General features: G+C 74.2%; 25 protein-coding genes and 1 tRNA gene. 14 read left to right on the plus strand and 12 right to left on the minus strand.

The features are described 5' to 3' along the window. Positions 1 to 152: 152 nt before the first annotated feature. Together ACIPSC_RS00065 and ACIPSC_RS00070 are read left to right on the plus strand one after the other, a co-directional pair. Positions 153 to 2,684, plus strand: coding sequence for a phosphoribosyltransferase (locus tag ACIPSC_RS00065; RefSeq protein ID WP_400821828.1), 2,532 nt, complete (start codon positions 153 to 155; stop codon positions 2,682 to 2,684). 5 nt (positions 2,685 to 2,689) lie between these two features. Beyond that, positions 2,690 to 3,553 carry an HAD family hydrolase gene (locus tag ACIPSC_RS00070; protein WP_400821829.1) on the plus strand — a complete coding sequence of 288 codons (864 nt, stop codon included), beginning with the start codon at positions 2,690 to 2,692 and terminating at the stop codon, positions 3,551 to 3,553. A 124-nt stretch (positions 3,554 to 3,677) separates the two neighbouring features. Here ACIPSC_RS00070 and ACIPSC_RS00075 read toward each other — a convergent pair whose 3' ends face one another. The 3 genes from ACIPSC_RS00075 to ACIPSC_RS00085 all read right to left on the minus strand — a co-directional run bounded on the left by ACIPSC_RS00075 (position 3,678) and on the right by ACIPSC_RS00085 (position 5,902). Beyond that, the gene (locus ACIPSC_RS00075) at positions 3,678 to 3,902 is read right to left on the minus strand and encodes a zinc ribbon domain-containing protein (RefSeq protein WP_395296334.1); all 225 of its coding nucleotides are present in this window, start codon (positions 3,900 to 3,902) and stop codon (positions 3,678 to 3,680) included. A gap of 19 nt (positions 3,903 to 3,921) precedes the next feature. Next, positions 3,922 to 4,392: a DUF4442 domain-containing protein gene (locus ACIPSC_RS00080; protein ID WP_400821830.1), complete on the minus strand. Its 471-nt coding sequence runs from the start codon at positions 4,390 to 4,392 to the stop codon at positions 3,922 to 3,924. Between the two features lie 91 nt (positions 4,393 to 4,483). Continuing rightward, the gene (locus ACIPSC_RS00085) at positions 4,484 to 5,902 is read right to left on the minus strand and encodes a hypothetical protein (RefSeq protein ID WP_400821831.1); all 1,419 of its coding nucleotides are present in this window, start codon (positions 5,900 to 5,902) and stop codon (positions 4,484 to 4,486) included. Positions 5,903 to 6,025: 123 nt separating this feature from the next. Between ACIPSC_RS00085 and ACIPSC_RS00090 the strand changes: the two genes are divergently transcribed. The 3 genes from ACIPSC_RS00090 to ACIPSC_RS00100 all read left to right on the plus strand — a co-directional run bounded on the left by ACIPSC_RS00090 (position 6,026) and on the right by ACIPSC_RS00100 (position 9,601). After that, positions 6,026 to 6,097 (plus strand) — tRNA-Val (locus ACIPSC_RS00090). 133 nt (positions 6,098 to 6,230) lie between these two features. Further along, positions 6,231 to 6,962, plus strand: coding sequence for a VIT family protein (locus tag ACIPSC_RS00095; RefSeq protein WP_400821832.1), 732 nt, complete (start codon positions 6,231 to 6,233; stop codon positions 6,960 to 6,962). A gap of 95 nt (positions 6,963 to 7,057) precedes the next feature. Next, positions 7,058 to 9,601 carry an ATP-dependent Clp protease ATP-binding subunit gene (locus tag ACIPSC_RS00100; protein WP_400822465.1) on the plus strand — a complete coding sequence of 848 codons (2,544 nt, stop codon included), beginning with the start codon at positions 7,058 to 7,060 and terminating at the stop codon, positions 9,599 to 9,601. Between the two features lie 94 nt (positions 9,602 to 9,695). On the opposite strand, the gene ACIPSC_RS00105 is transcribed toward ACIPSC_RS00100, so the two are convergent. The 3 genes from ACIPSC_RS00105 to ACIPSC_RS00115 form a co-directional block, all read right to left on the minus strand. Next, positions 9,696 to 10,595, minus strand: coding sequence for a metallophosphoesterase family protein (locus ACIPSC_RS00105; protein WP_400821834.1), 900 nt, complete (start codon positions 10,593 to 10,595; stop codon positions 9,696 to 9,698). Between the two features lie 103 nt (positions 10,596 to 10,698). Beyond that, a complete protein-coding gene (locus ACIPSC_RS00110) occupies positions 10,699 to 11,013 on the minus strand; it encodes a hypothetical protein (RefSeq protein ID WP_400821835.1) in 315 nt (104 codons plus the stop codon). Positions 11,014 to 11,072: 59 nt separating this feature from the next. Continuing rightward, positions 11,073 to 11,228 (minus strand): hypothetical protein, encoded by a 156-nt coding sequence (locus tag ACIPSC_RS00115; RefSeq protein ID WP_238740725.1) that lies wholly within the window; start codon positions 11,226 to 11,228, stop codon positions 11,073 to 11,075. A 127-nt stretch (positions 11,229 to 11,355) separates the two neighbouring features. On the opposite strand from ACIPSC_RS00115, the gene ACIPSC_RS00120 reads away from it, so the two are divergent. The 6 genes from ACIPSC_RS00120 to ACIPSC_RS00145 all read left to right on the plus strand — a co-directional run bounded on the left by ACIPSC_RS00120 (position 11,356) and on the right by ACIPSC_RS00145 (position 18,155). Next, positions 11,356 to 12,018, plus strand: coding sequence for a TetR family transcriptional regulator (locus ACIPSC_RS00120; RefSeq protein WP_400821836.1), 663 nt, complete (start codon positions 11,356 to 11,358; stop codon positions 12,016 to 12,018). 109 nt (positions 12,019 to 12,127) lie between these two features. Next, positions 12,128 to 13,033, plus strand: coding sequence for a serine protease (locus tag ACIPSC_RS00125; protein WP_400821837.1), 906 nt, complete (start codon positions 12,128 to 12,130; stop codon positions 13,031 to 13,033). A gap of 141 nt (positions 13,034 to 13,174) precedes the next feature. Further along, positions 13,175 to 14,647, plus strand: coding sequence for a S28 family serine protease (locus ACIPSC_RS00130; RefSeq protein ID WP_400821838.1), 1,473 nt, complete (start codon positions 13,175 to 13,177; stop codon positions 14,645 to 14,647). Positions 14,648 to 14,837: 190 nt separating this feature from the next. Continuing rightward, positions 14,838 to 15,578 (plus strand): TetR/AcrR family transcriptional regulator, encoded by a 741-nt coding sequence (locus tag ACIPSC_RS00135; protein WP_400821839.1) that lies wholly within the window; start codon positions 14,838 to 14,840, stop codon positions 15,576 to 15,578. Further along, on the plus strand, positions 15,562 to 17,196 hold the full coding sequence (locus tag ACIPSC_RS00140) for an acyl-CoA dehydrogenase family protein (RefSeq protein ID WP_400821841.1): 1,635 nt from the start codon (positions 15,562 to 15,564) through the stop codon (positions 17,194 to 17,196). The genes ACIPSC_RS00135 and ACIPSC_RS00140 overlap by 17 nt, the downstream gene beginning before the upstream one ends. Next, complete coding sequence (locus ACIPSC_RS00145) at positions 17,193 to 18,155, plus strand: amidohydrolase family protein (protein ID WP_400821842.1); 963 nt, start codon at positions 17,193 to 17,195, stop codon at positions 18,153 to 18,155. The genes ACIPSC_RS00140 and ACIPSC_RS00145 overlap by 4 nt, the downstream gene beginning before the upstream one ends. 119 nt (positions 18,156 to 18,274) lie before the next feature. On the opposite strand, the gene ACIPSC_RS00150 is transcribed toward ACIPSC_RS00145, so the two are convergent. Continuing rightward, positions 18,275 to 19,087, minus strand: coding sequence for an inositol monophosphatase family protein (locus ACIPSC_RS00150; RefSeq protein ID WP_400821843.1), 813 nt, complete (start codon positions 19,085 to 19,087; stop codon positions 18,275 to 18,277). A 123-nt stretch (positions 19,088 to 19,210) separates the two neighbouring features. Between ACIPSC_RS00150 and ACIPSC_RS00155 the strand changes: the two genes are divergently transcribed. Further along, the gene (locus ACIPSC_RS00155; RefSeq protein ID WP_400821844.1) at positions 19,211 to 20,242 is read left to right on the plus strand and encodes an Lrp/AsnC family transcriptional regulator; all 1,032 of its coding nucleotides are present in this window, start codon (positions 19,211 to 19,213) and stop codon (positions 20,240 to 20,242) included. Between the two features lie 228 nt (positions 20,243 to 20,470). Then, positions 20,471 to 20,902: a hypothetical protein gene (locus tag ACIPSC_RS00160; RefSeq protein WP_400821845.1), complete on the plus strand. Its 432-nt coding sequence runs from the start codon at positions 20,471 to 20,473 to the stop codon at positions 20,900 to 20,902. 25 nt (positions 20,903 to 20,927) lie between these two features. Here the strand turns inward: ACIPSC_RS00160 and ACIPSC_RS00165 are convergent, their stop codons facing one another. From ACIPSC_RS00165 to ACIPSC_RS00175, 3 genes are all read right to left on the minus strand, one after another. Further along, positions 20,928 to 21,803 (minus strand): helix-turn-helix domain-containing protein, encoded by an 876-nt coding sequence (locus tag ACIPSC_RS00165; RefSeq protein ID WP_400821847.1) that lies wholly within the window; start codon positions 21,801 to 21,803, stop codon positions 20,928 to 20,930. A gap of 24 nt (positions 21,804 to 21,827) precedes the next feature. Further along, positions 21,828 to 22,310, minus strand: coding sequence for a DUF2269 family protein (locus tag ACIPSC_RS00170; protein WP_400821848.1), 483 nt, complete (start codon positions 22,308 to 22,310; stop codon positions 21,828 to 21,830). A gap of 179 nt (positions 22,311 to 22,489) precedes the next feature. Next, on the minus strand, positions 22,490 to 23,200 hold the full coding sequence (locus ACIPSC_RS00175; protein ID WP_400821849.1) for a 4'-phosphopantetheinyl transferase family protein: 711 nt from the start codon (positions 23,198 to 23,200) through the stop codon (positions 22,490 to 22,492). 202 nt (positions 23,201 to 23,402) lie between these two features. On the opposite strand from ACIPSC_RS00175, the gene ACIPSC_RS00180 reads away from it, so the two are divergent. Further along, the gene (locus ACIPSC_RS00180; RefSeq protein ID WP_400821851.1) at positions 23,403 to 24,890 is read left to right on the plus strand and encodes a choice-of-anchor A family protein; all 1,488 of its coding nucleotides are present in this window, start codon (positions 23,403 to 23,405) and stop codon (positions 24,888 to 24,890) included. A 68-nt stretch (positions 24,891 to 24,958) separates the two neighbouring features. On the opposite strand, the gene atpF is transcribed toward ACIPSC_RS00180, so the two are convergent. Next, the gene (gene atpF, locus ACIPSC_RS00185; RefSeq protein ID WP_400821852.1) at positions 24,959 to 25,456 is read right to left on the minus strand and encodes a F0F1 ATP synthase subunit B; all 498 of its coding nucleotides are present in this window, start codon (positions 25,454 to 25,456) and stop codon (positions 24,959 to 24,961) included. A gap of 237 nt (positions 25,457 to 25,693) precedes the next feature. After that, entirely contained in the window at positions 25,694 to 26,920 is a 1,227-nt protein-coding gene (gene kynU / locus ACIPSC_RS00190) for a kynureninase (protein WP_400822466.1), read from the minus strand. Positions 26,921 to 26,943 lie beyond the last annotated feature (23 nt).

The raw sequence follows: 26,943 nt of genomic DNA on the forward strand, positions 1-26,943 counted from the left end.
TGACCCCGCACCACCTGCACGACCCCGCACCACCCCGGTTCGACCCCGTACTTTCCTGCAAGACCCCGCACGACCACCGCAGGACCGCCGCAGGACCCCCGTACGGCCCGCAAGACCCCGCACGACTCGCACCATCGAAGGCAGGACCAGTAGTGACAGCACAGCAAGAGTGGACCGGCCGCTGGGTGGCCGACCGTGCCGGAGTCGCCCTGACCGGCTCGGACCGCCTCCCCGAACTGGTCGGGCTGGCCCTGCGCGAGAACCGCAAGCGCGCGCACCTGCTGGTCTCCACCGTGCTCGGCAAGCACGTCCCGCAGCGCCCGTCCGTGGTGCACGGCGCCGGCCTCGACCTCGGCCGCCGGGTGCGCGAACTGCTCGGCGAGGCGGCGGCCGCACGCGCCGTCGTGCTCGGCTATGCGGAGACCGCGACCGGGCTCGGCCACAGCGTCGCGGACGGGCTGGACGCCCCCTACCTGCACTCCACCCGTCGCCCGGTGGCCGGCGTGGCCCCGGTCGGCGGCTTCGAGGAGGAGCACTCGCACGCCACCTCCCACCTGCTGCTGCCCGCGGATCCCGAACTGCTGGCCGGCGAGGGCCCGCTGGTCCTGGTGGACGACGAGTTCTCCACCGGCAACACCGTGCTCAACACCATCCGCGAGCTGCACCGCCTCCACCCGCGCGAGCACTACGTCGTGGTGGCCCTGGTCGACCTGCGCGGCGAGGCGGACCGCGCCCGGCTGGCCGCCACCGCGGCCGAACTCGGCACCCGGCTCGACCTGGTGGCCGCCGCCGGAGGCCGCGTCGAGCTCCCGGCCGACATCCTGGACCGCGCCGAGCGTCTGATCGCCGAGGTCGGCCCGGCGCCCGAGCCGCCCGCCACCGCGCCGGCTCCGCTGGTCCGGGTCGAACTGGACTGGCCGGAGGGCCTGCCGGACGGTGGCCGGCACGGCTTCACCGCCGCCCACCGCGAGCAACTGGACTCCGTGCTGCCGCAGTTGGCCGACCAGCTGGCGGCGGCGGTGGGGCCCGTGGCGGTGGAGCCGGCGGGCGTTGCGGGCGTTGCGGCCGCTGTGGGCGTTTCGGGCACTGTGGGGGCCGGCGGAGCCGGTGAGGTCGCCGCCGTGGAGAGCCGGGCCGCCGACCGCGTGCTCGTCCTCGGCTTCGAGGAGCTGATGTACGCCCCGCTGCGCCTGGCCGGCGCCCTCGCCGAGCGGCTCCCGCACGGCGAGCAGCGGGTCCACTACTCGACCACCACTCGCTCGCCCGTCCTCGCCGTGGACGACCCGGGCTACGCCATCCGCACCCGGCTGGCCTTCCCCGCCCACGACGACCCGAGCGACGACTCCCCGCGCGAGCGCTTCGTCTACAACGTCGCACCCGGTACCGACCCGGGCCGCCGCTTCGACACCGTCGTCCTGGTGGTCGACGACGTCGCCGACACCCCGGCCCTGCACGAGGGGGAACGGGCCCTGCTGACCCAGCTGCGACAGGTCACCGACCGGGTGGTCCTCGCCGTGCTGCCCTCGCACCGCCCGGTGCGTCTGCCGCGCCCCCAGTACGGCCCCGACTTCTCCTCCTACCGCGCCGACGAGGTGGCCTGGCTGCTCAAGGACCTCTCCGACGTCGCCCTCGAAGCCCCGACCGAGGAGCGCGAGGAGGCCGTCCAGAGCGGCGGCGCCCACTACGCGGAGTCGCTGCCGGTCGAGTACCAGCCCAGCCCGGAGTACCAGGAGCTGTTCCACCAGGCGCTGCGGGTCTCGGCCCGCCGGATCGCCGTCGCCGTCGGCACCGTCGCCGAGACGCTGGTGCGCGAGCGCGGCCGCGGCCTGGTCCTCGCCTCGCTGGCCCGGGCCGGAACGCCGGTGGGCATCCTGATCCGCCGCTGGCTCGCCTTCTCGCACGGCGTGGACACCCCGCACTACGCGGTCTCGATCATCCGCGGCCGCGGCATCGACCCCGTCGCGCTGCGCTACCTGGCCGCCCACCACCATGCCCCCGACGTGGTCTTCGTCGACGGTTGGACCGGCAAGGGCGCGATCACCCGCGAGCTTGCCGACGCCGTCGCCGGCAGCGCCTTCAACCCCGAGCTCGCCGTCCTCGCCGACCCCGGCCGCTGCGTCCGCACCTACGGCACCCGCGACGACTTCCTGATCCCCTCCGCCTGCCTCAACTCCACCGTCTCCGGCCTCGTTTCGCGCACCGTGCTGCGCGCCGACCTGATCGGGCCGGACGACTTCCACGGCGCCAAGCACTACGCCGACCTGGCCGGCGCCGACGTCTCCGGGGCCTTCCTGGACACCGTCGCCGACCACTTCGCCGCCGTCCGCGAGGAGGCCCTGGCGGCGGCCGGGCAGCTGGCCACCGCCGACCGCGCCCCCGACTGGGCAGGCTGGGCGGCCGTCGAGCGGATCAGCGCGGAGTACGGCATCGACAACATCAACCTGGTCAAGCCCGGTGTCGGTGAGACCACCCGCGTCATGCTGCGCCGCGTTCCGTGGCGGGTGCTGGCCCGGCGCGGCGCCGGCGCCGACCTGGACCACGTCCGCCTGCTCGCCGCCCAGCGCGGTGTCCCCGTCGAGGAGGTGGACGACCTCCCGTACTCGTGCGTCGGCCTGATCCACCCCCGCTACAGCCGCGGAGCGACCGGCGCCTCCGGCACGGCCGTCCTCCTGAAGGAGTCCTGAACCCGATGAGCAGCACCGGTAGCTTCCTGGTCGCGAGCGACCTCGACCGCACGCTGATCTACTCCAACCGCGCCCTCGCGCTCGAGGTGCCCGACCGGCTCGCGCCGCGCCTGCTCTCGGTCGAGGTGCACGACGGCAAGGCGCTGTCGTTCATGACCGAGCAGGCCGCCGCCATGCTGGTCGAGCTCGCCCGCGAGGCCCTCCTCGTGCCGGCCACCACCCGGACCAGGACGCAGTACGAGCGCGTCAACCTGCCCGGCCCGACGCCCGGTTGGATCCCCGCGTACGCGATCTGCAGCAACGGCGGGCGCCTGCTGGTCGACGGCGTGCCGGACGAGGACTGGCAGGCGGAGGTGGCCGGTCGGCTGGCCGCGACCTCGGTGCCGCTGGCCGAGGTGGTCGAGCACCTGGCGCTCTGCGCCGACCCGGAGTGGACGCACAAGCGGCGGGTCGCCGACGACCTCTTCGCCTACCTGGTCGTGGAGCGCGCCGAGTTGCCGGCCGGCTGGCTGGAGGAGCTGACCGGCTGGTGCGCCGAGCGCGGCTGGAACGTCTCGCTCCAGGGCCGCAAGGTGTACGCCGTGCCGGCGCCGCTCAGCAAGAGCGCGGCGCTGGCCGAGGTCGAGCGCCGGGTCGGCGCGGCCACCGTGCTGGCGGCCGGCGACTCGCTGCTCGACGCGGACCTGCTGCTCGCGGCCGACGCCGCCTGGCGTCCGGGGCACGGCGAGCTGGCCGACAGCGGCTGGACGGCGCCGGGCGTCACCGCGCTCGACCAGGTCGGCGTGGCGGCGGGGGAGGAGATCGTCCGTCAGTTCCTGGCCCGGGTCCGGGGCGCTGTGGACGTGGTGGACGCCGTCGCGGCGGGGTAGCGCGCGGCGGCTGTTCCGTGGGAGGGGGCTGTTCTGTGAGCAGGGGCGTCCGCGGGCGGGGGCTGTTCCGTGAGCGGGGGCGTCGGTCGGCCTCGGCCGGGACGCCCCCCGGGCGACCGGCCGCTCAGCCGCAGCAGCCGCCCCCGCAGCAGCCGCCGCCCCCGCCCCCGGACGGGGCCTGCTGCGGGGCGCCGCCGGACGCGGCGCCGGTGACGGCGACGGTCGACAGCAGCTTCACGGTGTCCTCGTGCCCCTGCGGGCAGACCGCCGGGTCGTTGGCCTGGGCCATCGTGCGGCGGAGTTCGAAGGTGGCCCCGCAGGAGCGGCAGCGGAAGTCGTAACGTGGCATACCGGCAGGGTACCCAGCCTCAGGCCGTGCGGCGCTTCTCGCGGACGTACAACTGCTTGCGGACCCGGGCCACCACCGAACCGTCCGCCGCCAGCACCTCGGTGTCGAACCAGACCAGCGCCTTCTTGCCCTCCTGCGTGAGCTCGCGGATCTCGGCCAGGCGGTCGTCGGTGAGCACGAACTCGGCGAAGATGTCGCCGCGTCCGGGCGAGACGAAGCTGATCTCGGCGGCGGCGTCCCAGACGACGTAGTCGCGCCCGAGGTTCTGCATCACCAGCAGCATCCAGAACGGGTCGGTCATCGCGAAGATCGAGCCGCCGAAGTGCGTGCCCACCCAGTTGCGGTTCAGCCGCCCGAGCCGGAGCCGGACCTTCGCCCGGCGGTAGTCGTCCGAGACGCCCAGGACCTTGATCCCGGCGAAGAGGAAGGGCGGCCAGAGGTTGATGCCGCGCCGGAACGTGCGGGCGGAGACGTTGCGCTTACGAGCCATGGCGCGACTCTAGCCCACGAAGTTACTCACGGGTAACCCTTCTTGGCGGGAGGCCCTCTCCTTCTCCTCCGCCGCTCTTCTCCGCCACCTCCTACCGGTGGCCGCCGATGTCCCCGCGGATCATCCCCACCACCTGCGCTGCGGTCTCCCGCACCCCCGCCAGCTCGGTGAGGAAGTGCCAGTAGTCGGGGTGCCGGCCGGCCGCCTCCAGCTCCGCGACCGCCCGGTCCAGCCGGCCGACCGCCGCATCCAGCGGAGCGGCGTGCCGCGGGTCCGGCGCCTGCCGTCCCGCCATCGCCAGCCGCTGCGCGTCGCGCAGGGCGAACCTGGTCCGCTCGACCTCCCGGTTCGGGTCGTGCTGCACCTCGTTCAGCTGCCGCAGCCGCTCGTTCACCGCGACCACCGAGCCGTCCGCGGTGTCGAGCAGGGCGCGCACCGTGCCGATCGCGCCCGTCGCGTCCGCCCAGCGCTGCTCGTCGCGCGCCCGCGCCGCCTCCGTGAGCTTCTGCTCCGCCGCCCGCCCGGTCTCCGCGACCTGGTCCGGCACCCGCTGGAGGTCCTGCCAGCACGCCGTGGAGAACCGCCGCCGCAGCTCGCTCAGCGCCGGCTCGACCGTGGCGGCCTTCGTCTCCAGCGCCTGGATCCGGGTCCGCAGGCTGGCCACCCGCCGGTCGATCTCCCGGGCCCGCTCCGGCAGGTGCTCCGCGTCGGCGGTGATCGCGTCCGCCCGCTCCGTCACCCGCTCGGCCCGCTGCAGCGTCACCGCCACACCGTGCCGGGCCGCTCCCTCGTTCAGCCGGCCCAGCTCCGGCGCCAGCTCGGCCAGCCGGGCCGCCAGGTCGTCCGCCTTCAGCCCCGCCCCGCGCACCGCCTCCAGCGCGGTGGTCGCAGCCAGCAACGACCGCTTCGCCTGCTCCACCGCCGGCGTCACCCGCATCAGCTGCGACTCCGCGTGCTGCAGCACCGGCTGCAGCCGCTCCAGGAACCCGTTCAGCTCCGCCTGCGCGGAACCGAGCTGCCCCTTCACGTCCTCCAACTGGTGCCGCGCCCGCGCCGCAGCCCCGGACTCCAGCTCCGCCGCGTCCAGATCGTGCGCGTCCAACGCCGCGAGGTAGTTCACCGTCACCTGGTCGACCCGGCCGGAGATCGCCTCGAAGTCCGTTGCCGCCCGCTGGGCCGTCGCCCCGTCCGCGGCCGCACGCACCGTCTCCACCGCCAGCCGCACCTCGCGCTGGGTCGAGTCCAGCTCGTAGAACGCCTGCTGCGCCGCGTCCCGGGCCGCCTTGGCCTCGGCCCGCATCCCCTCACCGCTGCGCCGCCCCCACCAGCCGCCGCGCCCACCGCCGGCACTGCCGAACGACGCCGCCCCGGCCGCCGCCAGCGCGCCCGCGACCACCAGCGGCAGCACCAGCGCCTCGGCCACCGCACTCCCCGGCCGCCGCCCCCGCCTGCTCCCGCCGGCCACCCTCACTGCGCGCTCCCTGCTCCGACCGCTGATCCTCCCGCCCATTCTTCCCGATCACCCCACCCCACCGGCACCCCACCCGTCCCACTCACCGACCACGTGCACCGGACCACCGCCCGGACCAGGTACCCTAGGCAGTCGTCGTCGCCCCCTCCCGGGCCACGCCGGGGGCGCGTAGCTCAGTGGTAGAGCGCTGCTCTTACAAAGCAGATGTCGGCGGTTCGAAACCGTCCGCGCCCACAGATGAGAAGGGCCAGTTCGGAGGAGTGATCCTCACGAACTGGCCCTCGGTCGTTTCCGGGGGGCTGTTGGGAGGCGGGTGGGGGTGGGGCGGGGGAGGATCGGGGGGTGGTGGGGGTGGAGAGACGAGTGGATGTGGTCGCTGATGGAGGACCAGGTCGGGGCGGCCGGGGCGGGGGAGAGTCGGGCGGAGTTGTCGGCGCGGCTGAACTGGTTGCGGGCGGCCGTGCTGGGGGCCAATGACGGGGTGGTGTCCACGGCGGGGATCGTGACGGGTGTCGCCGGGGCGTCCGGGTCGCGGACGGCGCTGGTGGCGGCGGGGGTGGCGGGGCTGTTGGCGGGGGCGATGTCGATGGCGGCGGGGGAGTACGTCTCGGTCAGCACCCAGCGGGACACCGAGCGGGCGGCGCTGGCGAAGGAGCGGCGGGAGCTGGCGGAGGACCCGGAGGGGGAGCTGGACGAGCTGACCGACTTCTTCCGGGGGAGCGGGCTGAACGACGGGCTGGCGCGGCAGGTGGCCGTGGCGCTGACCGAGCGGGACGCGCTGGCGGCGCACGCGCACACCGAGCTGGGCATCGACCCGAAGGCGCTGACCAACCCCTGGGAGGCGGCGCTCGCCAGCGCCGCCGCGTTCACGCTGGGCGCGCTGGTGCCGCTGCTCGCGGTGCTGCTGCCGCCGCAGGACTGGCGGTTGGCGGTGACCGTGGCGGCGGTGCTGGTCGCGTTGACGGTGTCGGGCTGGACGAGCGCCCGGCTGGGCGGCGCGGGGCCGGCCCGGGCGGTGCTGCGGAACGTCGTGGGCGGCGCGCTGGCGATGGTGGTGACGTACAGCGGCGGCGTGCTGCTCGATCACGTCACGGGATAGCGCAGCGCTCCGGGCCTTGTCGTCCCGACAGGCGGGCCGCGGGGGGCTGTGTTTGTGTGGGCCCAAACCCTTGGGAGAGGTGGTCCACCGTGACGATGCCCCCGTTCGGATCGAACGATCCGTTCTCCGATCTGCTCAGCCGCTTCTTCGGAATGAGCCCGATGGCCTCCCCGCCCGCCGTCCAGCGGGTGCCGATCGGGCGGTTGCTGAGCGAGTCCGCGCAGGAGCTGCTCTCCCTGGCCGCGCAGCGGGCCGTCGAGGACGGCAGCAGCAACCTCGACACCGGGCACCTCGTCTGGGCGGCCACCCGGGTGGAGCCCTCGCGCCGGATGCTGGAGCGCGCGGGGGTCGACCCGAAGCAGCTGGCCGACGACCTGAGCAAGGCCCTGCCGGTGGGGGACGGGCCGGTCACGCCGAGCGGGCAGCCCTCGCTCACCCCGTCGGCCAAGCGCGCACTGCTCGCCGCCCACGCCCGCTCCCAGGCGGTGGGGGCGTCGTACATCGGGCCGGAGCACATCCTCGGCGCGTTGCTGGAGGAGGAGCGGTCGGGCGCGGGCACGGCGCTGCGCGAGGCGGCGCCCTCGCAGGAGGCGCTGCGCACGGTGCTGGACGGGCGGGGCGTGGGCGGCGAGCGCAGCAGCACCGGCGCGCACCCCAGCTCGACTCCCACGCTGGACGAGTACGGCCGCGATCTCACCGACGAGGCCCGGGCCGGGCGGCTGGACCTGGTGGTGGGCCGGGCCGAGGAGATCGAGCAGACCGTCGAGATCCTCTCCCGCCGCACCAAGAACAACCCGGTGCTGATCGGTGAGCCGGGTGTCGGCAAGACCGCGATCGTCGAGGGGCTGGCGCAGCGGATCGTCTCGGGCGACGTGCCGCAGAGCCTCAAGGAGAAGCGGGTGGTCTCGCTCGACCTGACCGCGCTGGTGGCGGGCTCCAAGTACCGGGGGGAGTTCGAGGAGCGCCTGAAGTCGGTGATCGACGAGGTCACGGCGGCGGAGAAGAGCGTGATCCTCTTCCTGGACGAGCTGCACACCGTGGTCGGCGCGGGCGGGGGCGGCGAGGGCTCGACAGATGCCGGCAACATCCTCAAACCGGCCTTGGCCCGCGGGGAGTTGAGCGTGGTCGGCGCCACCACGCTGGACGAGTACCGCAAGCACGTGGAGAAGGACGCCGCGCTGGAGCGCCGCTTCCAGCCGGTGCTGGTGCCGGAGCCGAGCGTCGCGGAGACGATCGAGATCCTGCGGGGCCTGCGGGACGCGTACGAGGCGCACCACCAGGTGCGGTTCACCGACGAGGCGCTGGCGGCCGCCGCGACCCTGTCCGACCGCTACGTCAGCGACCGCTTCCTGCCGGACAAGGCGATCGACCTGCTGGACCAGGCCGGGGCGCGGGTGCGGCTGCGCAGCCTGAGCGCCTCCACCGAGGCGATGCCGGTGCAGGACCGGATCACCAAGTTGCGCCGCGAGTTGGAGGAGGCCGTCGCGGACGAGGAGTTCGTACGGGCGGCCAACCTGAAGACCGAGCTGCGGCAGACCGAGGACGAGCTGGCGGTGATCGGGGAGTCCCGCGAGGAGGTCGTCGACGTCACCGCCGACGACATCGCGCAGGTGCTCTCGCGCCGGACCGGCATCCCGGTCGCCGAGCTGAACGCGACCGAGCGGGAGCGCCTGCTCCGGCTGGAGCAGCACCTCCACGAGAAGGTGATCGGGCAGGACCAGGCGGTCACCGCGGTCGCCCAGGCGGTGCGGCGCGGCCGGGCCGGGATGGGCGACCCGGAGCGTCCGACCGGCTCCTTCCTCTTTCTCGGCCCGACCGGGGTCGGCAAGACCGAGCTGGCCAAGGCGCTGGCCGCGCTGCTGTTCGGCGACCCGGACCGGATGATCCGCTTCGACATGAGCGAGTTCCAGGAGAAGCACACCGTGTCCCGGCTGGTCGGCTCCCCGCCCGGGTACGTCGGCTACGAGGAGGCCGGGCAGCTCACCGAGGCCGTCCGCCGCAAGCCGTACAGCGTGCTGCTCTTCGACGAGGTGGAGAAGGCGCACCCGGACGTCTTCAACCTGCTGCTCCAGGTGCTGGACGACGGCCGGCTGACGGACTCCCAGGGGCGCACGGTCGACTTCCGCAACACCGTGGTGATCATGACCAGCAACATCGGTTCGCCGCGGATCCTCGACCACGCCGGTGACGTGGACGAGATCCGCGACGACCTGATGCGCGACCTCCGGACGCAGTTCCGCCCGGAGTTCCTGAACCGGATCGACGAGGTGATCGTCTTCCAGGCGCTCACCCGGAAGGACCTGCTCCAGGTGGTGGACCTGCTGCTGGAGCGCAGCCGGCGCAGGCTGAAGGCGCAGGACGTCCGGCTGGAGGTCACCGAGGGTGCCAAGGAGTGGCTGGTGAACCGGGGCTACCAACCGGAGTTCGGGGCACGGCCGTTGCGCCGGACGATTCAGTCGGAGCTGGACAACCGGATCTCCAACCTGCTGCTGGACGGCACGGTGCAGGAGGGGGACACGCTGCTCGCCGAGGTGAGCGACGGCGACCTCGTGGTGGCGGTGGCCCGGCCGGAGCCCTCGGCGGCCCGGCCGGAGCCCTCGGCGTCCGGGCCGGCGGCGGCGGTGCCCGCCGCCGTGTAGCCGCCGGCCGACGGGATCGCGAGAAGAGCGAGGGCGAGGGCGGGTGCGGTGCCGAGGTACCGCACCCGCCTCGTCGTCGTCCTCGCCTGAGGCCTCAGCCCTGCTGCGGGAAGACCTCCCGCAGCAGCGGGTCGGGCAGCCCGCGGCGGTGCCACTCCCGGGGGTAGCCCAGCGAGACCTCCTCGAAGCGGATGCCGTCGTAGGTGGTCACCCGGGGGATGTGCAGGTGGCCGTAGATCATCGCGGCGGTGTTGAAGCGGCGGTGCCAGTCGGCGGTCAGCTCGGTGCCGCACCACTGGGCGAACTCCGGGTACCAGAGGACCTCGGTGGGCTGGCGGACCAGCGGGTAGTGGTTGACCAGGACGAGCGGCAGCTCCGGGTCGTGGGCCGCGAGCCGCTCCTCGGTGAGGCGGACGCGTTCGCGGCACCAGGAGTCGCGGTCCGGGAACGGGTCGGGGTGGAGCATCCGCTCGTCCGTGCAGACCACACCGCTGCTGTAGGCGGCGGCCAGGGACTCCTCCTTGGTGGTCGTCCCCGGGGCCCGGAAGGAGTAGTCGTACAGCAGGAACAGCGGCGCGACGGCGACCGGGCCGCCGGCGCCCTCCCAGACGGGGTACGGGTCCTCGGGGGTCACGACGCCGAGTCCGCGGCAGAGTTCCACCAGGTGCTCGTAGCGGGCCACGCCGCGCAACTGCACCGGGTCGTCGGGGTGGGTCCAGAGCTCGTGGTTGCCGGGGGCCCAGATCACCCGGGCGAAGCGCTCGGCCAGCAGCCCCATGGCCCACTCGATCGAGGTGGTGAGCTCGGCGACGTCGCCGGCGACGATCAGCCAGTCGTCGGGGGACTCGGGCTGCAGCTTCTCCACCAGGTCGCGGTTCTCCTGGTAGGAGATGTGCAGGTCGCTCACGGCGAGCAGACGGCCGGCCCGGCCGGCCCCTCCCGCCCGTGCGGCGCCCGCGCCGCTCCGGTTCTCGGTGGTCACTTCAGCCCCCATGTGGTCACCCGGCCCATGGCGCCACAGTACGTGGTGGATGCGGACGGTGTCCCGGGTTGGCCGGATCATGCCGGTGGCTGCGGCGGGCGGTCCTGAGCGGGGCTCAGTCGCCGATCTGCCAGAGCATCCCGTGGGCGGTGGCGTTGGTGACGACGAGGATGACCAGCGCGGCGACGCCGAGCACGAGGCCCAGGACGGCGCGGCCGCGGCGGCTGGTGCCGCGGACCAGGGCGAGCGTGGCGAGGGTGATCGCGAGCGGGCCGAGGACGAGGTTGAAGAGCAGCAGGCCCGGCAGGCCGAGCAGGAACGAGGCGACGGCCAGGTTGTCGGCCTCAGCGGTGCTGTGACGGGGCGCGGCGGCGGCCGTCCGGGGGCGCGCGGCGGCGACGGTGGCGGGGTCGGGCGTGACGGTGCTCATGGTGGCGGTGGTCCTTCCGGAGGTGGAAGAGCGCGGACGGAAGCGGACGTGGTGGTGCTTCAGCGCTGCCGCAGCCGGGCGAGGCCCTCGCGGGCGCCGAACGCCAGCAGCCAGGCGGTGATGGCGGCGGAGGCGGTGAGGAAGACCGGGAGCGAGGTGTGGGCGGCGGCGCCGACCAGGGCGCCCAGGGCGATGAGGGCGGTGAGCAGGATCATGGCGGTCCCCTCCAGAGGCCGTGCGCGGCAGGATCGGCACGACGTTCGGTTTACAACTGTTCGCTGAATCCTCTGCCACTCTACGCCCGGCTGGCCAAGTTCGGCAAACACTTGTTTACTGAATGGCGTGAGTCACACCATGGGGGCCAGACAGGCCCAGAAGCAGCAGAGTCGGCGCGCCTTGCTGGATGCCGGACTGCACCTGTTGGCGGATCAGAACCTGGCGAGCCTCGGCGTGCGCGAGGTCACCCGTGCTGCCGGGCTCTCGCCGGCCGCGTTCTACCGGCACTTCCCCGACCTTGCCGCGCTCGGCGTGGCCCTGGTCGAGGAGTCGCTCGCCAGCCTCCACGTCATGATCCGCTCGGTGCTCGCCGGCGGGGACGGGGCCGAGGAGGTGATCGACCGGGCGGTGGAGGTGATCGAGCAGCACGTCCGCGACCACCGCCCGCACGTGCGCTTCCTCGCGCGGGAGCGGCACGGCGGCGTCCGCCAGGTGCGCGAGGCGATCGACGCGGAGCTGGGGCGCTTCGCCGCGGAGGTCGGCGCGGCGCTGGCGCTCCAGCCCGCGTCCGAGGGGTGGAGCCCGGAGGACCTGCGGATGCTGGCCGAGCTCTACGTCGACCGGATGGTCTCCACGGCTGCCGCCTTTCTGGAGGCGTTGGAGGCCCCCAATGCCGGCCCTGCCTCCGACTCGGCCGGCGACCCGGCCGCCGTGCGGCGGATCGCGGCCGCGGCCGGCTTCCAGCTGCGGCTGATCAGCCTCGGACGCCGCCACTGGCACGGCAGTTGAACCCCGCCGGCCGGACCGGCCGGACCTGACCTCTCCGTTGTGGTCGGACTCTTGACATCACGTCATGTCCGCGCCAGCTTTGGTGCACCCCCACAACGAGAGGTCTCTCATGAAGAAGCCGCTCATAGGCATGCTCGCCACGCTCCTGTTCGCCGGGGCCACCGCCCTGGCCGGCGCCCCCGGCGCGGCGGCGGCCGCCCCCTCGCCGACCGCCCTCGCCGCGGCCGGGACCGAAACGCAGGACCAGGGCCAGTCCCTGGCGCAGGGGCAGGCGCAGGCCGCCGCCGTGAACTTCGCCGGGACGGTGGCGCTCAGCAACTGCTCCGGCTCGCTGGTCCGGCTCCCCGGCTCCGCCGCCGGCGACCCGGCACTCGTCCTCTCCAACGGCCACTGCCTGGAGACCGGGTTCCCCGGACCCGGTGAAGTGCTCGTCAACCAGTCCTCCAGCCGGTCCTTCACGCTGCTCAACTCCACCGGCGGGAAGGCCGCCACGCTGCGCGCCACCAAGGTGGTCTACGGGACGATGACCGACACCGACGTGTCGATCTACCAGCTGAACACCACCTACGCCTCGATCCAGTCGCGCTACGGCATCGCCCCGCTCACCATCTCGGCGAGCCACCCGGCGCAGGGCACCCCGATCAAGGTCGTCTCCGGGTACTGGAAGAAGATCTACTCCTGCTCGATCGACGGCTTCGCCTACCGGCTGAAGGAGGGCAGCTGGACCTGGAAGGACTCGGTCCGCTACACCTCCAGCTGCAACACCATCGGCGGCACCTCCGGCTCGCCCGTGGTCGACGTCAACACCGGCCAGGTCGTCGCCGTGAACAACACGGGCAACGAGGACGGCCAGCGCTGCACCGACAACAACCCCTGCGAGGTCGACCCGAACGGTGTGGTGACCGTCCGCCAGGGCATCAATTACGCCCAGGAGACCTACGGCATCCCGGCCTGCTTCGCCTCCGGCAACCGCCTCGACCTCACCCTGCCCGGCTGCACCCTGCCGCGCCCCTGACCAGCACACCTTTCGCCGGTGGGCCATCCGCGATCCCGCGGGTGGCCCACTCGGCCGTCTACCGGACGGCCGACCCGACCGGCAGCCGCCCGCCGGCTGCCGGAGAGTTTCCGACAGTTCCGTTGATCCGATGGAGAGTTGATGTCAACCAAGCTCAGAAGGCTGCTGGTCGCCGTCCTGCTCATACCGCTGCTCGGCCTCGGCGCGGCGACGCCCGCCCTGGCGCAGCCCGACCCGGGGGCGGCCGCCGGCGCGGCCGGCTCCGTCGCCGACGACCCCTCGGCCGACATCAAGGACCGGCTCGCGGCGATCCCCGGCATGACCGTCACCGAGGAGAAGCCCACCGACGCCGAGCACCGCTACTTCCTGCTCACCTACACCCAGCCGATCGACCACTTCCGCCCCTGGCTGGGCACCTTCCAGCAGCGGCTGAGCGTGCTGCACCGCGGCTACGACCGCCCGACCGTCTTCTACACCAACGGCTACACGCTGCGCACCACTCCGTCCCGCACCGAGCCGGCCCGGCTGACCGACGGCAACCAGGTCTCGATCGAGTACCGCTACTTCACGCCGTCCCGCCCGGAGCCCGCCGACTGGACCAAGGCCGGCATCCGGCAGGCCGCCACCGACTCGCACCGGATCATCACCGCGCTCAAGCGGATCTACCAGCGCGAGTGGCTCTCCACCGGGGCCAGCAAGGGCGGCATGTCCTCCACCTACCACCGCCGCTTCTTCCCCGACGACGTGAACGGCACCATCGCCTACGTCGCGCCGAACGACGTCGACAACCGCGAGGACTCCGCCTACACCGAGTTCTTCCAGAACGTCGGCACCCCGGAGTGCCGCGCCGCGCTCTCGGCCGCCCAGCGTGAGCTGCTGGTCCGCCGCGACCGCCTGGAGGCCCGTTACGTGGCCGACAACGCCGCCGCGGGTTCGACGTTCACCACCACGGGCAGTGCCGACCGGGCGTACGAGGCCGGGGTGCTCGACACGGTCTGGGCGTTCTGGCAGTACAGCACCGAGGCGGACTGCGCCAACGTGCCGGCCGCGGCCACCGCCACCGACGACCAGCTGTACGCGTGGTTCGACGCGCAGGTCGGCATCACCGGCAACAGCGACCAGTCGCTCGAAACGTACACGCCGTACTACTACCAGGCGGGCACCGAGCTGGGCTCGCCCACCTTCGCCGTGCCGCACCTCAAGGGCGTGCAGCACTACGACTTCAAGGAGTTGTACTCGCCGCGGACGTACGTGCCGAAGAACATCCCGATGCGCTTCGACCCGTCCGCGATGCGCGACATCGACCGGTGGGTGCGGCACTCGTCCGAGCGGATCATCTTCATCTACGGGCAGAACGACCCGTGGGGCGCCGAGCCGTTCCGGCTGGGCTGGGGCAGTGAGGACAGCTACGTCTACACCGTGCCCGGCGGCAACCACGGCTCCAACATCGGCAAGCTGCCGGCGGCGGAGTCGACGGAGGCCACCGCCAAGGTGCTGGAGTGGGCCGGCCTGGCCGACGCCGCGGGCGCGCGGTCGCTCGCCCAGAGCCACCGGATCCCGCCGTTCGGCCCGCTGGACGAGGAGGGCCTGAAGGTCGAGCGGGACCGCCCCTGAGGCCTGTCCCTTCGGGGCCACCCGCCGGCACCGTGCCGGGGGGTGGCCCCTTCGCATGCCCTGTGCGGGAGCGGGCGCGGATCGGACGCGGACGCGGACGCAGGCGCAGGCGCAGGCGTCAGTGCGGACGCGCGGGAACGAGTGCGCGCGTCCTCTCCCCGAAGCACTGAATCAGTGCTTCAATGCTTCCATGGCCTACCGACGCACGCCCGCCGTCCAAGCCCGGCTCGACGCCCAGCGCGAAGCGGTGCTCCAGGCCGCGGTCGGGCTCCTCGCCGAGCGCGGGTACGGCGGCTGCTCGATGGCGGCGGTGGCGGACCGCGCCGGGATCGCCACCGGCAGTCTCTACCAGCACTTCGCCAACAAGGCCGAGCTGTCGGTCGAGCTGTTCCGCCGGGTGGTGAACCGGGAGATCGACGCCGTCCACGAGGCCGTCGCCCGCCGCGAGACCCCGGAGCAGCGGATCGCCGCGGTGGTGGAGACCTTCGCAGCCCGTGCCCTGCGTGCACCGCGGCTCGCCCACGCGCTGCTGGTCGAGCCGGCCGATGCCGTCGTGGACGCCGAGCGGCTGGTCTTCCGGCGGGCGTTCCGCGACGTGATCGCCGCCGAGATCGCGGTCGCGCTGGCGGCCGGCCGGCTGCCCCGGCAGGACCCGGAGCTGACCGCCGCCGCGATCGTCGGCGCGGTCGGCGAGGCGCTGGCCGGGCCGCTCGCGGCCGCCCCCGCACCACGAGCCCGAGCACACGGCCAAGCACCCGGCCCAGCCCAAGCACACGGCCAAGCGCCGGAACACGCCCAAGCGCCGGTACCGGTACCGGCACCGGTGCCGACCGCCGCACCCGCCCCCGGGGACGCCCTGCCCGACGTCGTCCCCGCCCTGGTCTCCTTCACCCTGCGTGCCCTGGGAGGACGCGATGACAACGACGCATGAGGTCACCAACCAGGTGCCCCTGCCGTACGGACACGACACCGCCGCCGACCCGGCCCTGATCGCCGCCCTGCACCGGGCCGGCGCCGGCTGGGCCGAGGACGAGCTGCACGAGCTCGGCCGCCTGGCCGGCTCCGAGCAGGCCGCCGAGTGGGGCCGGCTGGCCAACGAGAACCCGCCCGTCCTGCGCACCCACGACCGCTTCGGGCACCGGATCGACGAGGTCGAGTTCCACCCGTACTGGCACGAGCTGATGCGCACCGCCGTCGGCCACGGCCTGCACGCCGCCCCGTGGCAGGACGATCGGCCGGGCGCGCACTCCGCCCGCGCGGCGAAGTTCCTCGTCTGGGGCCAGGTCGAGGCCGGCCACACCTGCCCGATCTCGATGACCTACGCCGCCGTCCCGGCCCTGCGCGCGACCCCCTCGCTCGCGGCCGAGCTGGAGCCGCTGCTGGCCTCCCGGGAGTACGACTTCGGGCTGCGCGAGCCGCACGGCAAGCGCGGGCTCATCGCCGGGATGTCGATGACCGAGAAGCAAGGCGGCTCGGACGTCCGGACCAACACCACCACCGCCGTCCCGCACGCGGACGGCACCTACCGGCTCACCGGCCACAAGTGGTTCACCTCGGCGCCGATGTCCGACCTCTTCCTGACGCTCGCCCAGGCGCCGGGCGGGCTCAGCTGCTTCATGGTGCCGCGGATCCTGCCCGACGGCGGTCGCAACCGCTTCCACCTCCAGCGGCTCAAGGACAAGCTGGGCAACAAGTCCAACGCCTCCGCCGAGATCGAGTACGACGGCGCGGTCGGCTGGCTGGTCGGCGAGGAGGGGCGCGGCGTGCCGACCATCATCGAGATGGTCAACATGACCCGGCTCGACTGCACCGTCGGCGCCGCCTCCGGCATGCGTCTGGGGGCCACCCGCGCGGTGCACCACGCGCTCCACCGCCAGGCGTTCGGCCGGGCGCTGGTCGACCAGCCGCTGATGCGCAACGTGCTCGCCGACCTGGTCGTCGAGTCGGAGGCGGCCACCACGGTCGCGATGCGCCTCGCCCAGGCCACCGACGGCGCGCTGGCCGGGGACGAGACCGAGACGCTGGTCCGGCGGCTCGGGCTGGCGGTGAGCAAGTACTGGGTCTGCAAGCGCGGTCCGGCGCACGCCGCCGAGGCGCTGGAGTGCCTCGGCGGCAACGGGTACGTCGAGGAGTCCGGCATGCCCCGGCTCTACCGGGAGGCGCCGCTGGTCTCGATCTGGGAGGGCTCCGGCAACGTCGCCGCCCTGGACGCGCTGCGCGCCATGGCCAGGCGCCCGGAGACCGTCGAGGCCTTCCTCGGCGAAGTGGACGCGGCGGCCGGCGCGGACCGCCGGCTCGACGCGGCCGTGGCCGACCTGCGCAAGCAGCTCGCCGACCCGGGCGAGCTGGAGTTCCGCACCCGCCGGCTGGTCGAGTCGATGGCGCTGGTCTTCCAGGGGTCGCTGCTGGTGCGCCACGGCGACCCGGCGGTGGCCGACGCCTTCTGCGCCTCCCGCCTCGGCGGCGACCACGGCGCCGCCTTCGGCACGCTGCCCGCGGGCGTGGACGCCGGGGCGATCATCGACCGTGCCCGCCCGGTGCCCGCATGAGCGGCGCGCACCAGGACGCCACCGGGCAGCGGGCGGCCGGTCAGGCCGACGCCGCCGGGCAGGGAGACGCCGCGGAGGCGGCCGAGGTCCGGGCCTTCTGGCAGGGCCTCGGCCTCCCCGGCCTGATCGACGTGCACACCCACTTCATGCCGCAGAACGTCCTGGACAAGGTGTGGGCGTACTTCGACGCCGCCGGCCCGCTGGTGGACCGGCCGTGGCCGATCACCTACCGCGAGGCCGAGGACGAACGGGTCGCCCGGCTGAGGGACTTCGGCGTCCGGGCGTTCACCTCCATGCTCTACCCGCACAAGCCCGGCATGGCCGACTGGCTCAACGGCTGGGCCGCCGGCTTCGCCGCCCGCACCCCGGACTGCCTGCACACCGCCACCTTCTTCCCGGAGCCCGGCGCGCCCGGGTACGTGGCGCGGGCGCTCGCGGACGGCGCCCGGGTGTTCAAGGCGCACCTCCAGGTCGGCGGGTACGACCCGGCGGACCGGCTGCTCGACGAGGTCTGGGGCCTGCTGGCCGAGACCGGCACACCGGTGGTCACACACTGCGGCTCGGGTCCCGCCCCGGGCAAGTTCACCGGCGCGGGGCCGATCGGCGAGGTGCTCGCCCGGCACCCGCGGCTGCGGCTGGTGGTGGCCCATCTGGGGATGCCGGAGTACACCGACTTCCTCGACCTCGCCGAGCGGTACCCGGAGGTCCGGCTCGACACCACCATCGCCTTCACCGACTTCGCCGAGCGTGACACGCCGTTCCCGCCCGCCGAACTGCCGCGGCTGGCCGGGCTCCGGGAGCGGATCCTGCTCGGCAGCGACTTCCCCAACATCCCGTACCGGTACCGGCACCAGCTGGAGGCGCTGGAGCGGCTGGGGCTGGGGGAGGAGTGGCTGCGGGCGGTCTGCCACGACAACGCGGCCCGGCTGTTCGGGCTGCCCGGGCATCCGGCCGGCTGACGGGCGGGCCCGGCGTCTCCGGCGGCGCGGTCGGGTGACGGGGCAGCCGGGCCCGTCCCCGGCCGCCCCGTCCCCGGCCGCCCCGTCCCCGGCCGCCCCGGCCCCGGCCCCACCGGGGCTCACGCCACGGTGGCGAGCACCCGGAGCACCTCCCCGTGCAGCCCGGGCGGGGCGGCGAGGAAGCTGTCGGAGGCGGCCGACCAGGCCGCCCCGGCGGCGTCCGTCACCGCCGCCCCCGCCTCGGCGGCGATCAGCGCGCCCGGCAGCAGGTTGACCGCGTCCGCCCCGTACTCCCAGAACAGCGTCAGGTGCCCGGATCCCACCTGGGCCACCTGCAGCGCGGTCGGCCCGAGGTTGCGCACCGCCAGCACCTCGGCCAGCACCGCCGTCAGTGAGGCACCGGCGCGGCGCAGCGCCGGCCCGTCCGCGGCGACCAGCGGCGGCTGGCTGGTCCCGGCGACGGCCACCGCGAGCTCCCGCTCCGGCGGCGTGACGGGCCGCCCGTCCAGCTCCGCCCCGCCGCCCCGCACCGCGCGGTAGGTCCGCCCGCCGAGCTGCGGCGCGTGCACCACGGCCAGCACCGCGGCCCCGTCCCGGACCAGGGTGGCGGTGACCGCCCACTGCTGCTGCCCGAGCAGGTACTGCACGGCGCCGTCGGTGGCGTCGCAGAGCCACCACTCGCCCTCCGCCGGCACCGCGCCCTCCAGTTCGTCCGTCACCCGGCCCGCCCCCGGCCGGAGTTCGGACAGCCGGGCCTGCAGCTCGGCGGCGGCCGGGCCGTCCAGTTCGGCGAAGTGCGCCATCGCCTCCGCCGCCGTCCGCCCGGGGATCGGCTCGGCCGGGCGCACCGCCGCCAGCCGGGCGCCCACCGCCCGGACCGCCGCCTCGACACCCGGCAGCAGCTCCCTGAGCTCCCGGACCTCGTCGTTCATCGCCGACTCCCTTCCTCGGTTCCCCGGGCCGAGCGGGACCTCCCCGCCGGCCAGGACAAGGAGTACCGTCAGGGCTGCCGAACAGGACGCTCGAACCGGGCCGGACGACGGAGATCGGACATCATGGACCTCTCAGCAGCCGATCCGGACACCGTGCTGGACACGCTGGACCGCCGGCTGGTCTGCGCGCTCCAGGTCGACGGCCGCGCCGAGACCGGCCGGATCGCCGAGGTGCTCGGCGTCTCCGCCCGCACGGTCACCCGCCGCCTCACCCGGCTCCAGCAGTCCGGGCTGCTGCGGGTGGTCCGGATGCCCGACGTCGAGGACGCGGCGGTCGGTGCGCTGCTGCTGCGGGTCCGGGTGCTCCGCGGCAAGGTCGACATGATCGCCCGGGCCCTGGCCGACCGCTCGGACGTCCCGTTCGTGGACGTGATGCTCGGCGGCCAGGAGGTCGGCGCGGTGGTGCTCAGCGACGCCGGCTCCCGGGACCGGCTGCTGTACGGGCAGCTGCCCGCCACGGCGGCGGTCACCGAGACCACCACCCACGCCGTGCTGCACGCCTACGCCGACGCCGGCCAGTGGCGGGCCGGCCACCTGGACGAGGCCGAGACGGCCGCCCTGGCGCCGCCGTCCGTGCCGCGGCCGGCGGCGGGGGAGACGCCGCTCGACGCGCTCGACCGCGCCCTGCTGGCGCGGCTCGGCACCGACGCCCGACAGTCCCACGCCGCGCTCGCTGCGGCGGTCGGCGCGCCGGAGTCGACCGTCCGCCGCCGGCTGCACCGGCTGGCCGAGGGCGGGCTGCTGCGCACCCACACCACGATCGACCCGCGCCTGCTGGGCATGGCCGTGGACGCCAACCTCTGGCTCGACGTGCCCCCGGGCCGGCTCGCCGAGGTCGGCACGGCGCTGGCCGGCCACCCCCAGGTGCACGGGGTGTTCGCGACCAGCGGCCCGGCCAACCTGATGGCCACCGTGTTCTGCGCGGACCACGGCGGCCTCTACCGCTTCGTCACCGGGACGCTCGGCCCGCTCGGCATCACCCGGGCCGAGACGGCGATCGTCGGACGGGCCGTCAAGCGGGCGGGCATCCTGTTGAACGCCGCCGGTGCGGCGAACGCGGCGAGCCCCCGGGGCGGTCGGGCCGCCGCGCGCTGAGCCGGCGCCGTCCGGGCACACGGGGTTCGCAGGGCACGTGGGGCCTACGGGGCACGCGGGGCACGCGGGGCACCGATGACACCGGCTCGGCGACCGACGATTACCTCGGGGGTAATCGACGCCCCGCACGGCGCCGGGCAGGGTGGAGTCATCCGGTCCGGGAGAGCGAACGAGCGCCCGGGACCGCCTCCCCACCCACCCCGTCGACCTCCCGGAGGCTGATCCGCCATGTCCGCGAACACCGTCGCCGCCGCCCGTACCGCCGCCCCCGCCGCCCGGCTGACCACCCTGCGCCGTCTGCTCGCCCTGGACGCCGTGGTCACCGGCGGCAACGGCCTCGCCTACCTCGCCCTCGCCGGCCCGCTCGGCGACCTGCTCGGTGCGGCCACTGCCACGTTGGTCGACATCGGCGCCTTCCTGCTGGTCTACGGCCTCGCCGTCGGCGTTCTGGCCTCCCGGCGGCAGCCGCCGGTGCTCGCCGTCCGGGCGGTGATCGACGCCAACCTCGTCTGGCCGGTGCTCAGCCTGGTGGCGATGGAGCTCTGGCTGGAGCCGACCACCGCGGGCCTGGTCTGGATCCCGCTGCAGGCCGCGACCGTGCTGGGCTTCGCCGTCCTGCAGTTCGCGGCGCTGCGCAAGGTCCGGGAGGCCGGGCGCTGAAGGGCCCGGCCCCGTTCGTCGGGGCTCAGCCGGCGGCGGCCACCGTCCCCTGAAGGAAGGCGACCGTCTCCGGGTCGGCCGGGAGGAACGTCTCCATCGCCAGCTCGGAGACCGTCACGTCCAGCGGCGTGTTGAAGGTGGCGATGGTGGACAGGAAGGACAGCACCCGCCCCTCGTGCGCGACCCGCATCGGCAGCGCGAAGGGGAACAGCTCGGTGGCGTCCTCGCTGACGTCCTCCATCGCCGGGTTCGCGGGCAGCGGGTAGGCGCTGACCTCGTCGTAGAGCGCCCGCAGCGGCTCGGAGCGGACCAGCGCGATCTGGCGCTCCATCTGCTCCAGCAGGTGGCGCCGCCACTGGCGCAGGTTGACGATCCGCGGGGCGAGGCCCTCCGGGTGGAGGGTGATCCGCATCGCGTTGAGCGGCTGCTCCAGCAGGTGCGGGGCCACCCCGGCGAGCAGGACGGCGATGCTCCGATTGGTGGCGAGCACCCGGTAGGTGCCGTCCACCACGATCGCGGGGTACGGGTCGTGCGCGAGCAGCAGGCGTTCCACTCCGCTGCGCAGCGACTCCATCGCCGGGTCGTCCAGCGGCGTCTCCCCGTACTTCGGGGCGTAGCCGGCGGCGAGCAGCAGCGTGTTGCGTTCGCGCACCGGGACGTCCAGGTGCTCGGCGAGGCGCAGCACCATCTCCTGGCTCGGCCGGGAGCGCCCGGTCTCGACGAAGCTGATGTGCCGGGCCGACGAGTCGGCCCGGAGCGCGAGTTGGAGCTGGCTGAGCTGTCGCCGTTCGCGCCAGCCGCGCAGCAGCGCCCCCACACCGGCGGCGGTGTCGCCGCCCGCCGGAGCGGTGGCCGCCCCGGCCCTGTCCGGTGTCCCCGCCGAGCCCGTCGTCCTCGTCATACCGGGCACGCTAGCCGCCGTGGATCAGACTCCGGTAGTGGATCCGGGTCGGATGATCATCAGAACTACGACCACGGCCCAGAGCAGGTTGAACACCCCGGCCGTCATCGGCAGCAGCTTGAGGCCCTGGACGGCCTTGCCGTGCTCCGCCGCGTCGGCGTCGAGGTCGAGCGCGTCCGCCGCGGCCTGCTGCGCGGGCAGGACGAAGAGCAGCAGCGAGAGGCCCGCGAGCGCGGTGAGCACCATCGAGACGATCAGCCAGGACTGTCCGAGCACGTCCATCACCTGGGCGACGCCGATGCCCATCACCGGGACGGCTATCCCCAGCAGTGCGTAGACCTGGGTGATCCGGTGCAGCGTGCGCAGGATTCCCGCGTCGGCCGCCCGGTCCGGCCCGCCGGCCAGTGCGGCCCGGGCCTTCCGCGGGAACATGCTGACGGCCACCGCGACGGGGCCGATGAACAGCACCGAGGCGAGGACGTGCAGGCTCAGCAGGAACTTGGCCATGGCGGGGACACCCCTTGATCCAACGGGGGCTGCGCGCCGGTGAGGTGGCACGGGCAGCCGGGGCGTGCGGTTCCGACCCCGAGCACGCACGCTAACACCGCTTATCCGGAGGTCGTCCGCGCGGGTCGGCGGCCCGGAGCCGGCCCGGGGGCGGCCGGGAGCCCGGTGGCCCCGCGGCCTCAGCCGGCCTCGGACGCCAGCACCACGATGCGCGGGGCCGCGGTGCTCGCCGCGCAGATCACCGCGCCCCGGACGGGGTCGGTCCAGTCGACCAGGTGGAGGTCCTGGTAGCGGCTGCGCAGCGGCCGGCCCGGCGGGACGTCCAGCGGCAGCGCGGAGAGGTCGACCTCGGCGAGCCCGTCCAGGCTGGTCCGCCCGAGCTTGATCAGCGACTCCTTGCGCACCCACTGCCGCAGGAACGCCCGGCCCGGCTCCGGGTGCGCCTCCACCTGTTGCAGCTCCGCCGGGGCGAGCACCCGGCCGGCGACCTGGAGGAGCGAGCCGCTGCGCGCCGTCAGCTCGACGTCGACGCCGACCGGGTGGTGGCCGGCGGCGGCCGCGACCACGCCGTGGGTGTGCGAGAGGCTCACGTGGACGTCCGGGTGGTCCGGGAGGTAGGGGCGGCCGTGGTCGGCCTTGCCGCAGTCCGGGCAGTACTGGGCCAGCGTGATCGTGTCGGCCGGCACGCCGAGCAGGCGGGCGGCGCAGAGCCGGACCAGGATGTGCGCGGCCGTGAAGTCCACCCGGCCGGACTCCTGCCGGAACCGCGCGGCGCGCTCGCGCTCGACCGCGGTGAGCAGGTGCTCGCCGGCCTCGGGGTGCCGCAGCACGTCCGCGCTGGCCGACACGGCGGCGATCGGGGCGTGCGGGTCCTGGTCCTCGGAAGTCATGTCCCCAACCTAACCGGATGCGGAGGCGCCGGGCGCGTTGGCCCGTCCGGATGATTGCCGGATCGGTGCTGATGGTCCGTAGGGTATGTTTCGTCCGATTTCGTGACTTGTGTCATGAGTCCGCCGGAATTGATCAGGTATCAAGTGAACTGCGGGGCAGGTCGGTACGGCCTGCCCCCTTCGCGGTGCGGAGGACGTTTCGATGGGTCAGGGCAGCACCGGTACGCCGGGACACAGGACAACCGCCACCAGGGGGCCGGTCGCGGTCCGGCGACGCCGCGCCGTCCGGATCGGCGTGGCGACCGCGGTCGCCGCACTGCCGATGGCCGCCGTGCTGACGGCCGGTTCGGCCGCTCCGCTGGCGCCGCCGCTGGGCGCCTGCACCGGGCCCGACTGCCCGGCCACCTGGCCGACGCCCCCGCACAACGGCGACTTCGCCGGGCGGGACGCCACGATCAACGTCTTCACCGGCGGCGACTACACGGTCACCGGCCGGGCCGCCGAGGCGGAGGGCAGGATCGTCACCCTCGGCGACCTCACCGTGGACAGGAGCCAGGGCGGTGGCGCCTTCAACATGGGTGTGGTGGGCGTCGGTTCGCGCGTGGTGCCGCCCGAGGGGAGCGACTTCGTCACCGTCGGCGGCGACGTGGACGTGAAGTCCGGCAACCGGATCCTCATCGGCGGCAGCGACGCCGCGCACCGGGTCTTCGGCAACCTTCGCCACGCGGGCGACCTCACCGGCACGGTCAACATCGACCCCACCGGGCAGGCGATCAAGGACGCGTACGCCGCCGCACCCTTCCGGGGGCTGCGGACCCGGATCGAGGAGATCTCCACCTGCGCCGGCCGTGCGACCGCCACCGGCACCGTCACCGTGACGAACAGCGAGGCGACCTTCGCCGGCGACGGGCGCAGCAAGCGGCAGGTCTTCAACGTCGACCGGAACCTCGGCTCGGCGACCCGGCAGATCGGCCTGGTCTTCACCGGCATCCCGGACGGCGCCACCGTGGTGGTCAACGTCCTCCCGGACGACGCGATCATCAACACCTACACCGGCACCGGCCTGCCGGGGGACCGGATCACCGAGCTGCGCCCCGGGCTGCTGTGGAACTTCCCCACCGCCACCACGGCGCGGCTGCTGGGCGGTGCGCAGTTCCAGGGCTCCGTGATGGCCGGCAACCCGGCCTCGACCACCACCATCGCGATGCCCGGCGTGAACGGCCGGGTCTACCTGGCGGGCAACCTCGTCCAGACCGGCAGCGGCGGCTACGAGATCCACAGCTTCCCCTTCGACGGGGACCTGCCGGACTGCACCGCGACGCCGAGCCCGTCGCCGACCTCGCCGGCCCCCTCCCCGACCTCGTCGAGTCCGAGCCCGACCTCGACCACCACCTCCCCGAAGCCGACCACCACGTCGCCGAAGCCGACGTCCCCCAGGCCGACCTCCCCGAGCCCGACCCGGACGGGGTCCGGCTCGTCGAGCGCCTCGCCGACCGGCGCGACCACGCACCCGACCAGCCACCGCCCCACCAGCCACCGGCCGACCAGCGGTTCGCCGACCGGCGGCGCTGAACTGCCGTCGACCGGTGGGGGCAACGCCCCGGTCGTCCTCGGCCTGGCCGGCGCCGGCCTGCTGGCCCTCGGCGGACTCGGCGTCCTGGCCGCCCGCCGCCGCGGCCGCCACAGCTGAGGGCCGGTAGCGCGCAACACCGGACGGCCCCCCGCCCAGGATGGGCGAGGGGCCGTCCGGCGCGTACCTCAGTGCTCGTCGAAGAAGCGCGCCACCGTCGCGCGCTCGGCGGCCACGGCCGACACCGACTCGCCGACCACCCGCCCCGCCAGCTCGACGGCCAGCTCGCCCACGTCGTGCCGGAGCGTGACGGCGGCGAGCGCCTGGTCCACGGATATCTGCGCGTGCGCCTCGGAGACCAGCCGGTCGCGCTCCCGGAGGCCCTCCTCGCGGGCGGCCGCGATGAGCGCCGCGCCCTGCTCGGCGGCCTCCTGCCGGATCAGCGCGGCCTCGTGCCGGGCGTCCGCCAGCACCTTGCGGTAGGCCTCGTACGTCCGGTCGGCCTCGGCGTTGAGCTCCTCCGCGCGCTCCAGCCGCCCCTCGGTGGCGTCCCGTCGCTCGGCCTGCACCCGCTCGATCCGCGGCAGGACCTTCCGCCCGAGCAGCCAGATCATCAGGAAGAAGCAGGCCAGGCCGACGATCAGTTCGACCGGCTCGGGCTTCAGCGGTCCGAGTTCCAGGTCCATGCATCCCTCCTATGGTCTGACGACATGTCATGGATGATGCTGCCCAGGCTCGTTGCGGTGAACCGCCGTGGACGGGAGGTGTGGGGGAGATCACCGGGAGGCGGCCGTGAGGCGAGCACGATGCGGCCGCAGGACGAGCACGAGACAGCCGCGAAACGGCCGGGAGGCCACCGGCCCGACGGCGGACACTCCGCCGTCGGGCCGGTGGCCTCCCGGGCCTTCGCAGACGCCCGTGCCTCAGGTCACCTCGCCGCGGCGGGAGAAGCGCTCCTCGCGCCACTCGCCGCTCTCCAGCACCTCGGCCAGCTGCTGTGCGGCGTCCCAGACGTCGGTGCGGGAGAGGTAGAGCGGGGTGAAGCCGAACCGCATGAGGTCCGGGGCGCGGAAGTCCCCGATCACCCCGCGCTCGATCAGCGCCTGCACCACCGGGTAGCCGTCGGCGTGCCGCAGGGCCACCTGGCTGCCGCGCCGGGCGTGCTCGCGCGGGGTGGCCACCTCGATCCCGTCCAGGCCCTCCACCAGGGTGATGAACAGGTCGGTCAGGGCCAGGCTCTTGGCCCGCACCGCGGTGAGGTCGGCCCGCTCCCAGATGTCCAGCGAGGACTCCAGGGCGGCCTGGCCGAGCAGCGAGGGCGAGCTGGTGAGGAAGCGGCCGATGCCGTCCTTCGCGTCGTAGCCGGGCTCGAAGGCGAACGGGCGGGCGTGCCCGAACCAGCCGCTCAGCGGCTGCTGCGGCCCGGCGTCCAGGTGCCGGCCGGCCACGTAGAGGAAGGCCGGCGAGCCGGGGCCGCCGTTCAGGTACTTGTACGTGCAGCCGACGGCGAAGTCCGCGCCGGCCGCGCCGAGTCCGACCGGGAGCGCGCCCACCGAGTGGCAGACGTCCCAGATCATCAGCGCGCCCGCGGCCTGCACCCGGGCGGTGATGCCGGGCATGTCCAGCAGCTCGCCGGTGCGGTAGTCCACGTGCGAGAGGACGACCACGGCGACGTCCCCGTCCAGGTGCCGGTCCAGCTCCTCCGGCGTGACCAGGACGCTGCGTGCGCCCTCGAACAGCGCGGTCACGCCCTCGGCGATGTACAGGTCGGTGGGGAAGGCCGCGCCGTCGCCGAGCACCGTCCGGCGGCCGGGGCGCAGCCGCAGTGCGGCGGTCAGCACCTTGAACAGGTTGACCGAGGTGGTGTCGCAGACCACCACCTCCTCCGGCTCGGCCCCGATCAGCGGTGCGATCCGCCGGCCCAGCCGGTACGGCTGCTCGAACCAGCCGGCCTCGTTCCAGCTGCGGATCAGCTCGCGGCCCCACTCCTCCTCGACCACCTGCCGCACCCGGCCGGGGGTGCGGGCCGGCAGCGCGCCGAGCGAGTTCCCGTCCAGGTAGACGACACCGTCCGGCAGGGCGAACTCCTTGCGGAACGCCGCCAGCGGGTCGACGGCGTCCAGCGCCGCGCACTCCTCGCGCGTGATCATGCCCACCTTCTTGCCCACTCTCT

Origin of the sequence: Kitasatospora sp. NPDC090091, assembly GCF_044747365.1 — a bacterium.
Lineage (GTDB): Bacteria > Actinomycetota > Actinomycetes > Streptomycetales > Streptomycetaceae > Kitasatospora.

What these genes read in the sequence shown, in the direction of transcription:
- ACIPSC_RS00070 (WP_400821829.1), top strand. Translation starts at nt 2,690, where the DNA reads ATGAGCAGCACCGGTAGCTTCCTGGTCGCGAGCGACCTCGACCGCACG.
- ACIPSC_RS00075 (WP_395296334.1), bottom strand. Translation starts at nt 3,902, where the DNA reads ATGCCACGTTACGACTTCCGCTGCCGCTCCTGCGGGGCCACCTTCGAA.
- ACIPSC_RS00080 (WP_400821830.1), bottom strand. Translation starts at nt 4,392, where the DNA reads ATGGCTCGTAAGCGCAACGTCTCCGCCCGCACGTTCCGGCGCGGCATC.
- ACIPSC_RS00085 (WP_400821831.1), bottom strand. Translation starts at nt 5,902, where the DNA reads ATGGGCGGGAGGATCAGCGGTCGGAGCAGGGAGCGCGCAGTGAGGGTG.
- ACIPSC_RS00095 (WP_400821832.1), top strand. Translation starts at nt 6,231, where the DNA reads ATGTGGTCGCTGATGGAGGACCAGGTCGGGGCGGCCGGGGCGGGGGAG.
- ACIPSC_RS00100 (WP_400822465.1), top strand. Translation starts at nt 7,058, where the DNA reads ATGCCCCCGTTCGGATCGAACGATCCGTTCTCCGATCTGCTCAGCCGC.
- ACIPSC_RS00105 (WP_400821834.1), bottom strand. Translation starts at nt 10,595, where the DNA reads ATGGGGGCTGAAGTGACCACCGAGAACCGGAGCGGCGCGGGCGCCGCA.
- ACIPSC_RS00110 (WP_400821835.1), bottom strand. Translation starts at nt 11,013, where the DNA reads ATGAGCACCGTCACGCCCGACCCCGCCACCGTCGCCGCCGCGCGCCCC.
- ACIPSC_RS00115 (WP_238740725.1), bottom strand. Translation starts at nt 11,228, where the DNA reads ATGATCCTGCTCACCGCCCTCATCGCCCTGGGCGCCCTGGTCGGCGCC.
- ACIPSC_RS00125 (WP_400821837.1), top strand. Translation starts at nt 12,128, where the DNA reads ATGAAGAAGCCGCTCATAGGCATGCTCGCCACGCTCCTGTTCGCCGGG.
- ACIPSC_RS00130 (WP_400821838.1), top strand. Translation starts at nt 13,175, where the DNA reads ATGTCAACCAAGCTCAGAAGGCTGCTGGTCGCCGTCCTGCTCATACCG.
- ACIPSC_RS00135 (WP_400821839.1), top strand. Translation starts at nt 14,838, where the DNA reads ATGGCCTACCGACGCACGCCCGCCGTCCAAGCCCGGCTCGACGCCCAG.
- ACIPSC_RS00140 (WP_400821841.1), top strand. Translation starts at nt 15,562, where the DNA reads ATGACAACGACGCATGAGGTCACCAACCAGGTGCCCCTGCCGTACGGA.
- ACIPSC_RS00145 (WP_400821842.1), top strand. Translation starts at nt 17,193, where the DNA reads ATGAGCGGCGCGCACCAGGACGCCACCGGGCAGCGGGCGGCCGGTCAG.
- ACIPSC_RS00150 (WP_400821843.1), bottom strand. Translation starts at nt 19,087, where the DNA reads ATGAACGACGAGGTCCGGGAGCTCAGGGAGCTGCTGCCGGGTGTCGAG.
- ACIPSC_RS00155 (WP_400821844.1), top strand. Translation starts at nt 19,211, where the DNA reads ATGGACCTCTCAGCAGCCGATCCGGACACCGTGCTGGACACGCTGGAC.
- ACIPSC_RS00160 (WP_400821845.1), top strand. Translation starts at nt 20,471, where the DNA reads ATGTCCGCGAACACCGTCGCCGCCGCCCGTACCGCCGCCCCCGCCGCC.
- ACIPSC_RS00165 (WP_400821847.1), bottom strand. Translation starts at nt 21,803, where the DNA reads ATGACGAGGACGACGGGCTCGGCGGGGACACCGGACAGGGCCGGGGCG.
- ACIPSC_RS00170 (WP_400821848.1), bottom strand. Translation starts at nt 22,310, where the DNA reads ATGGCCAAGTTCCTGCTGAGCCTGCACGTCCTCGCCTCGGTGCTGTTC.
- ACIPSC_RS00175 (WP_400821849.1), bottom strand. Translation starts at nt 23,200, where the DNA reads ATGACTTCCGAGGACCAGGACCCGCACGCCCCGATCGCCGCCGTGTCG.
- ACIPSC_RS00180 (WP_400821851.1), top strand. Translation starts at nt 23,403, where the DNA reads ATGGGTCAGGGCAGCACCGGTACGCCGGGACACAGGACAACCGCCACC.
- atpF (WP_400821852.1), bottom strand. Translation starts at nt 25,456, where the DNA reads ATGGACCTGGAACTCGGACCGCTGAAGCCCGAGCCGGTCGAACTGATC.
- kynU (WP_400822466.1), bottom strand. Translation starts at nt 26,920, where the DNA reads ATGATCACGCGCGAGGAGTGCGCGGCGCTGGACGCCGTCGACCCGCTG.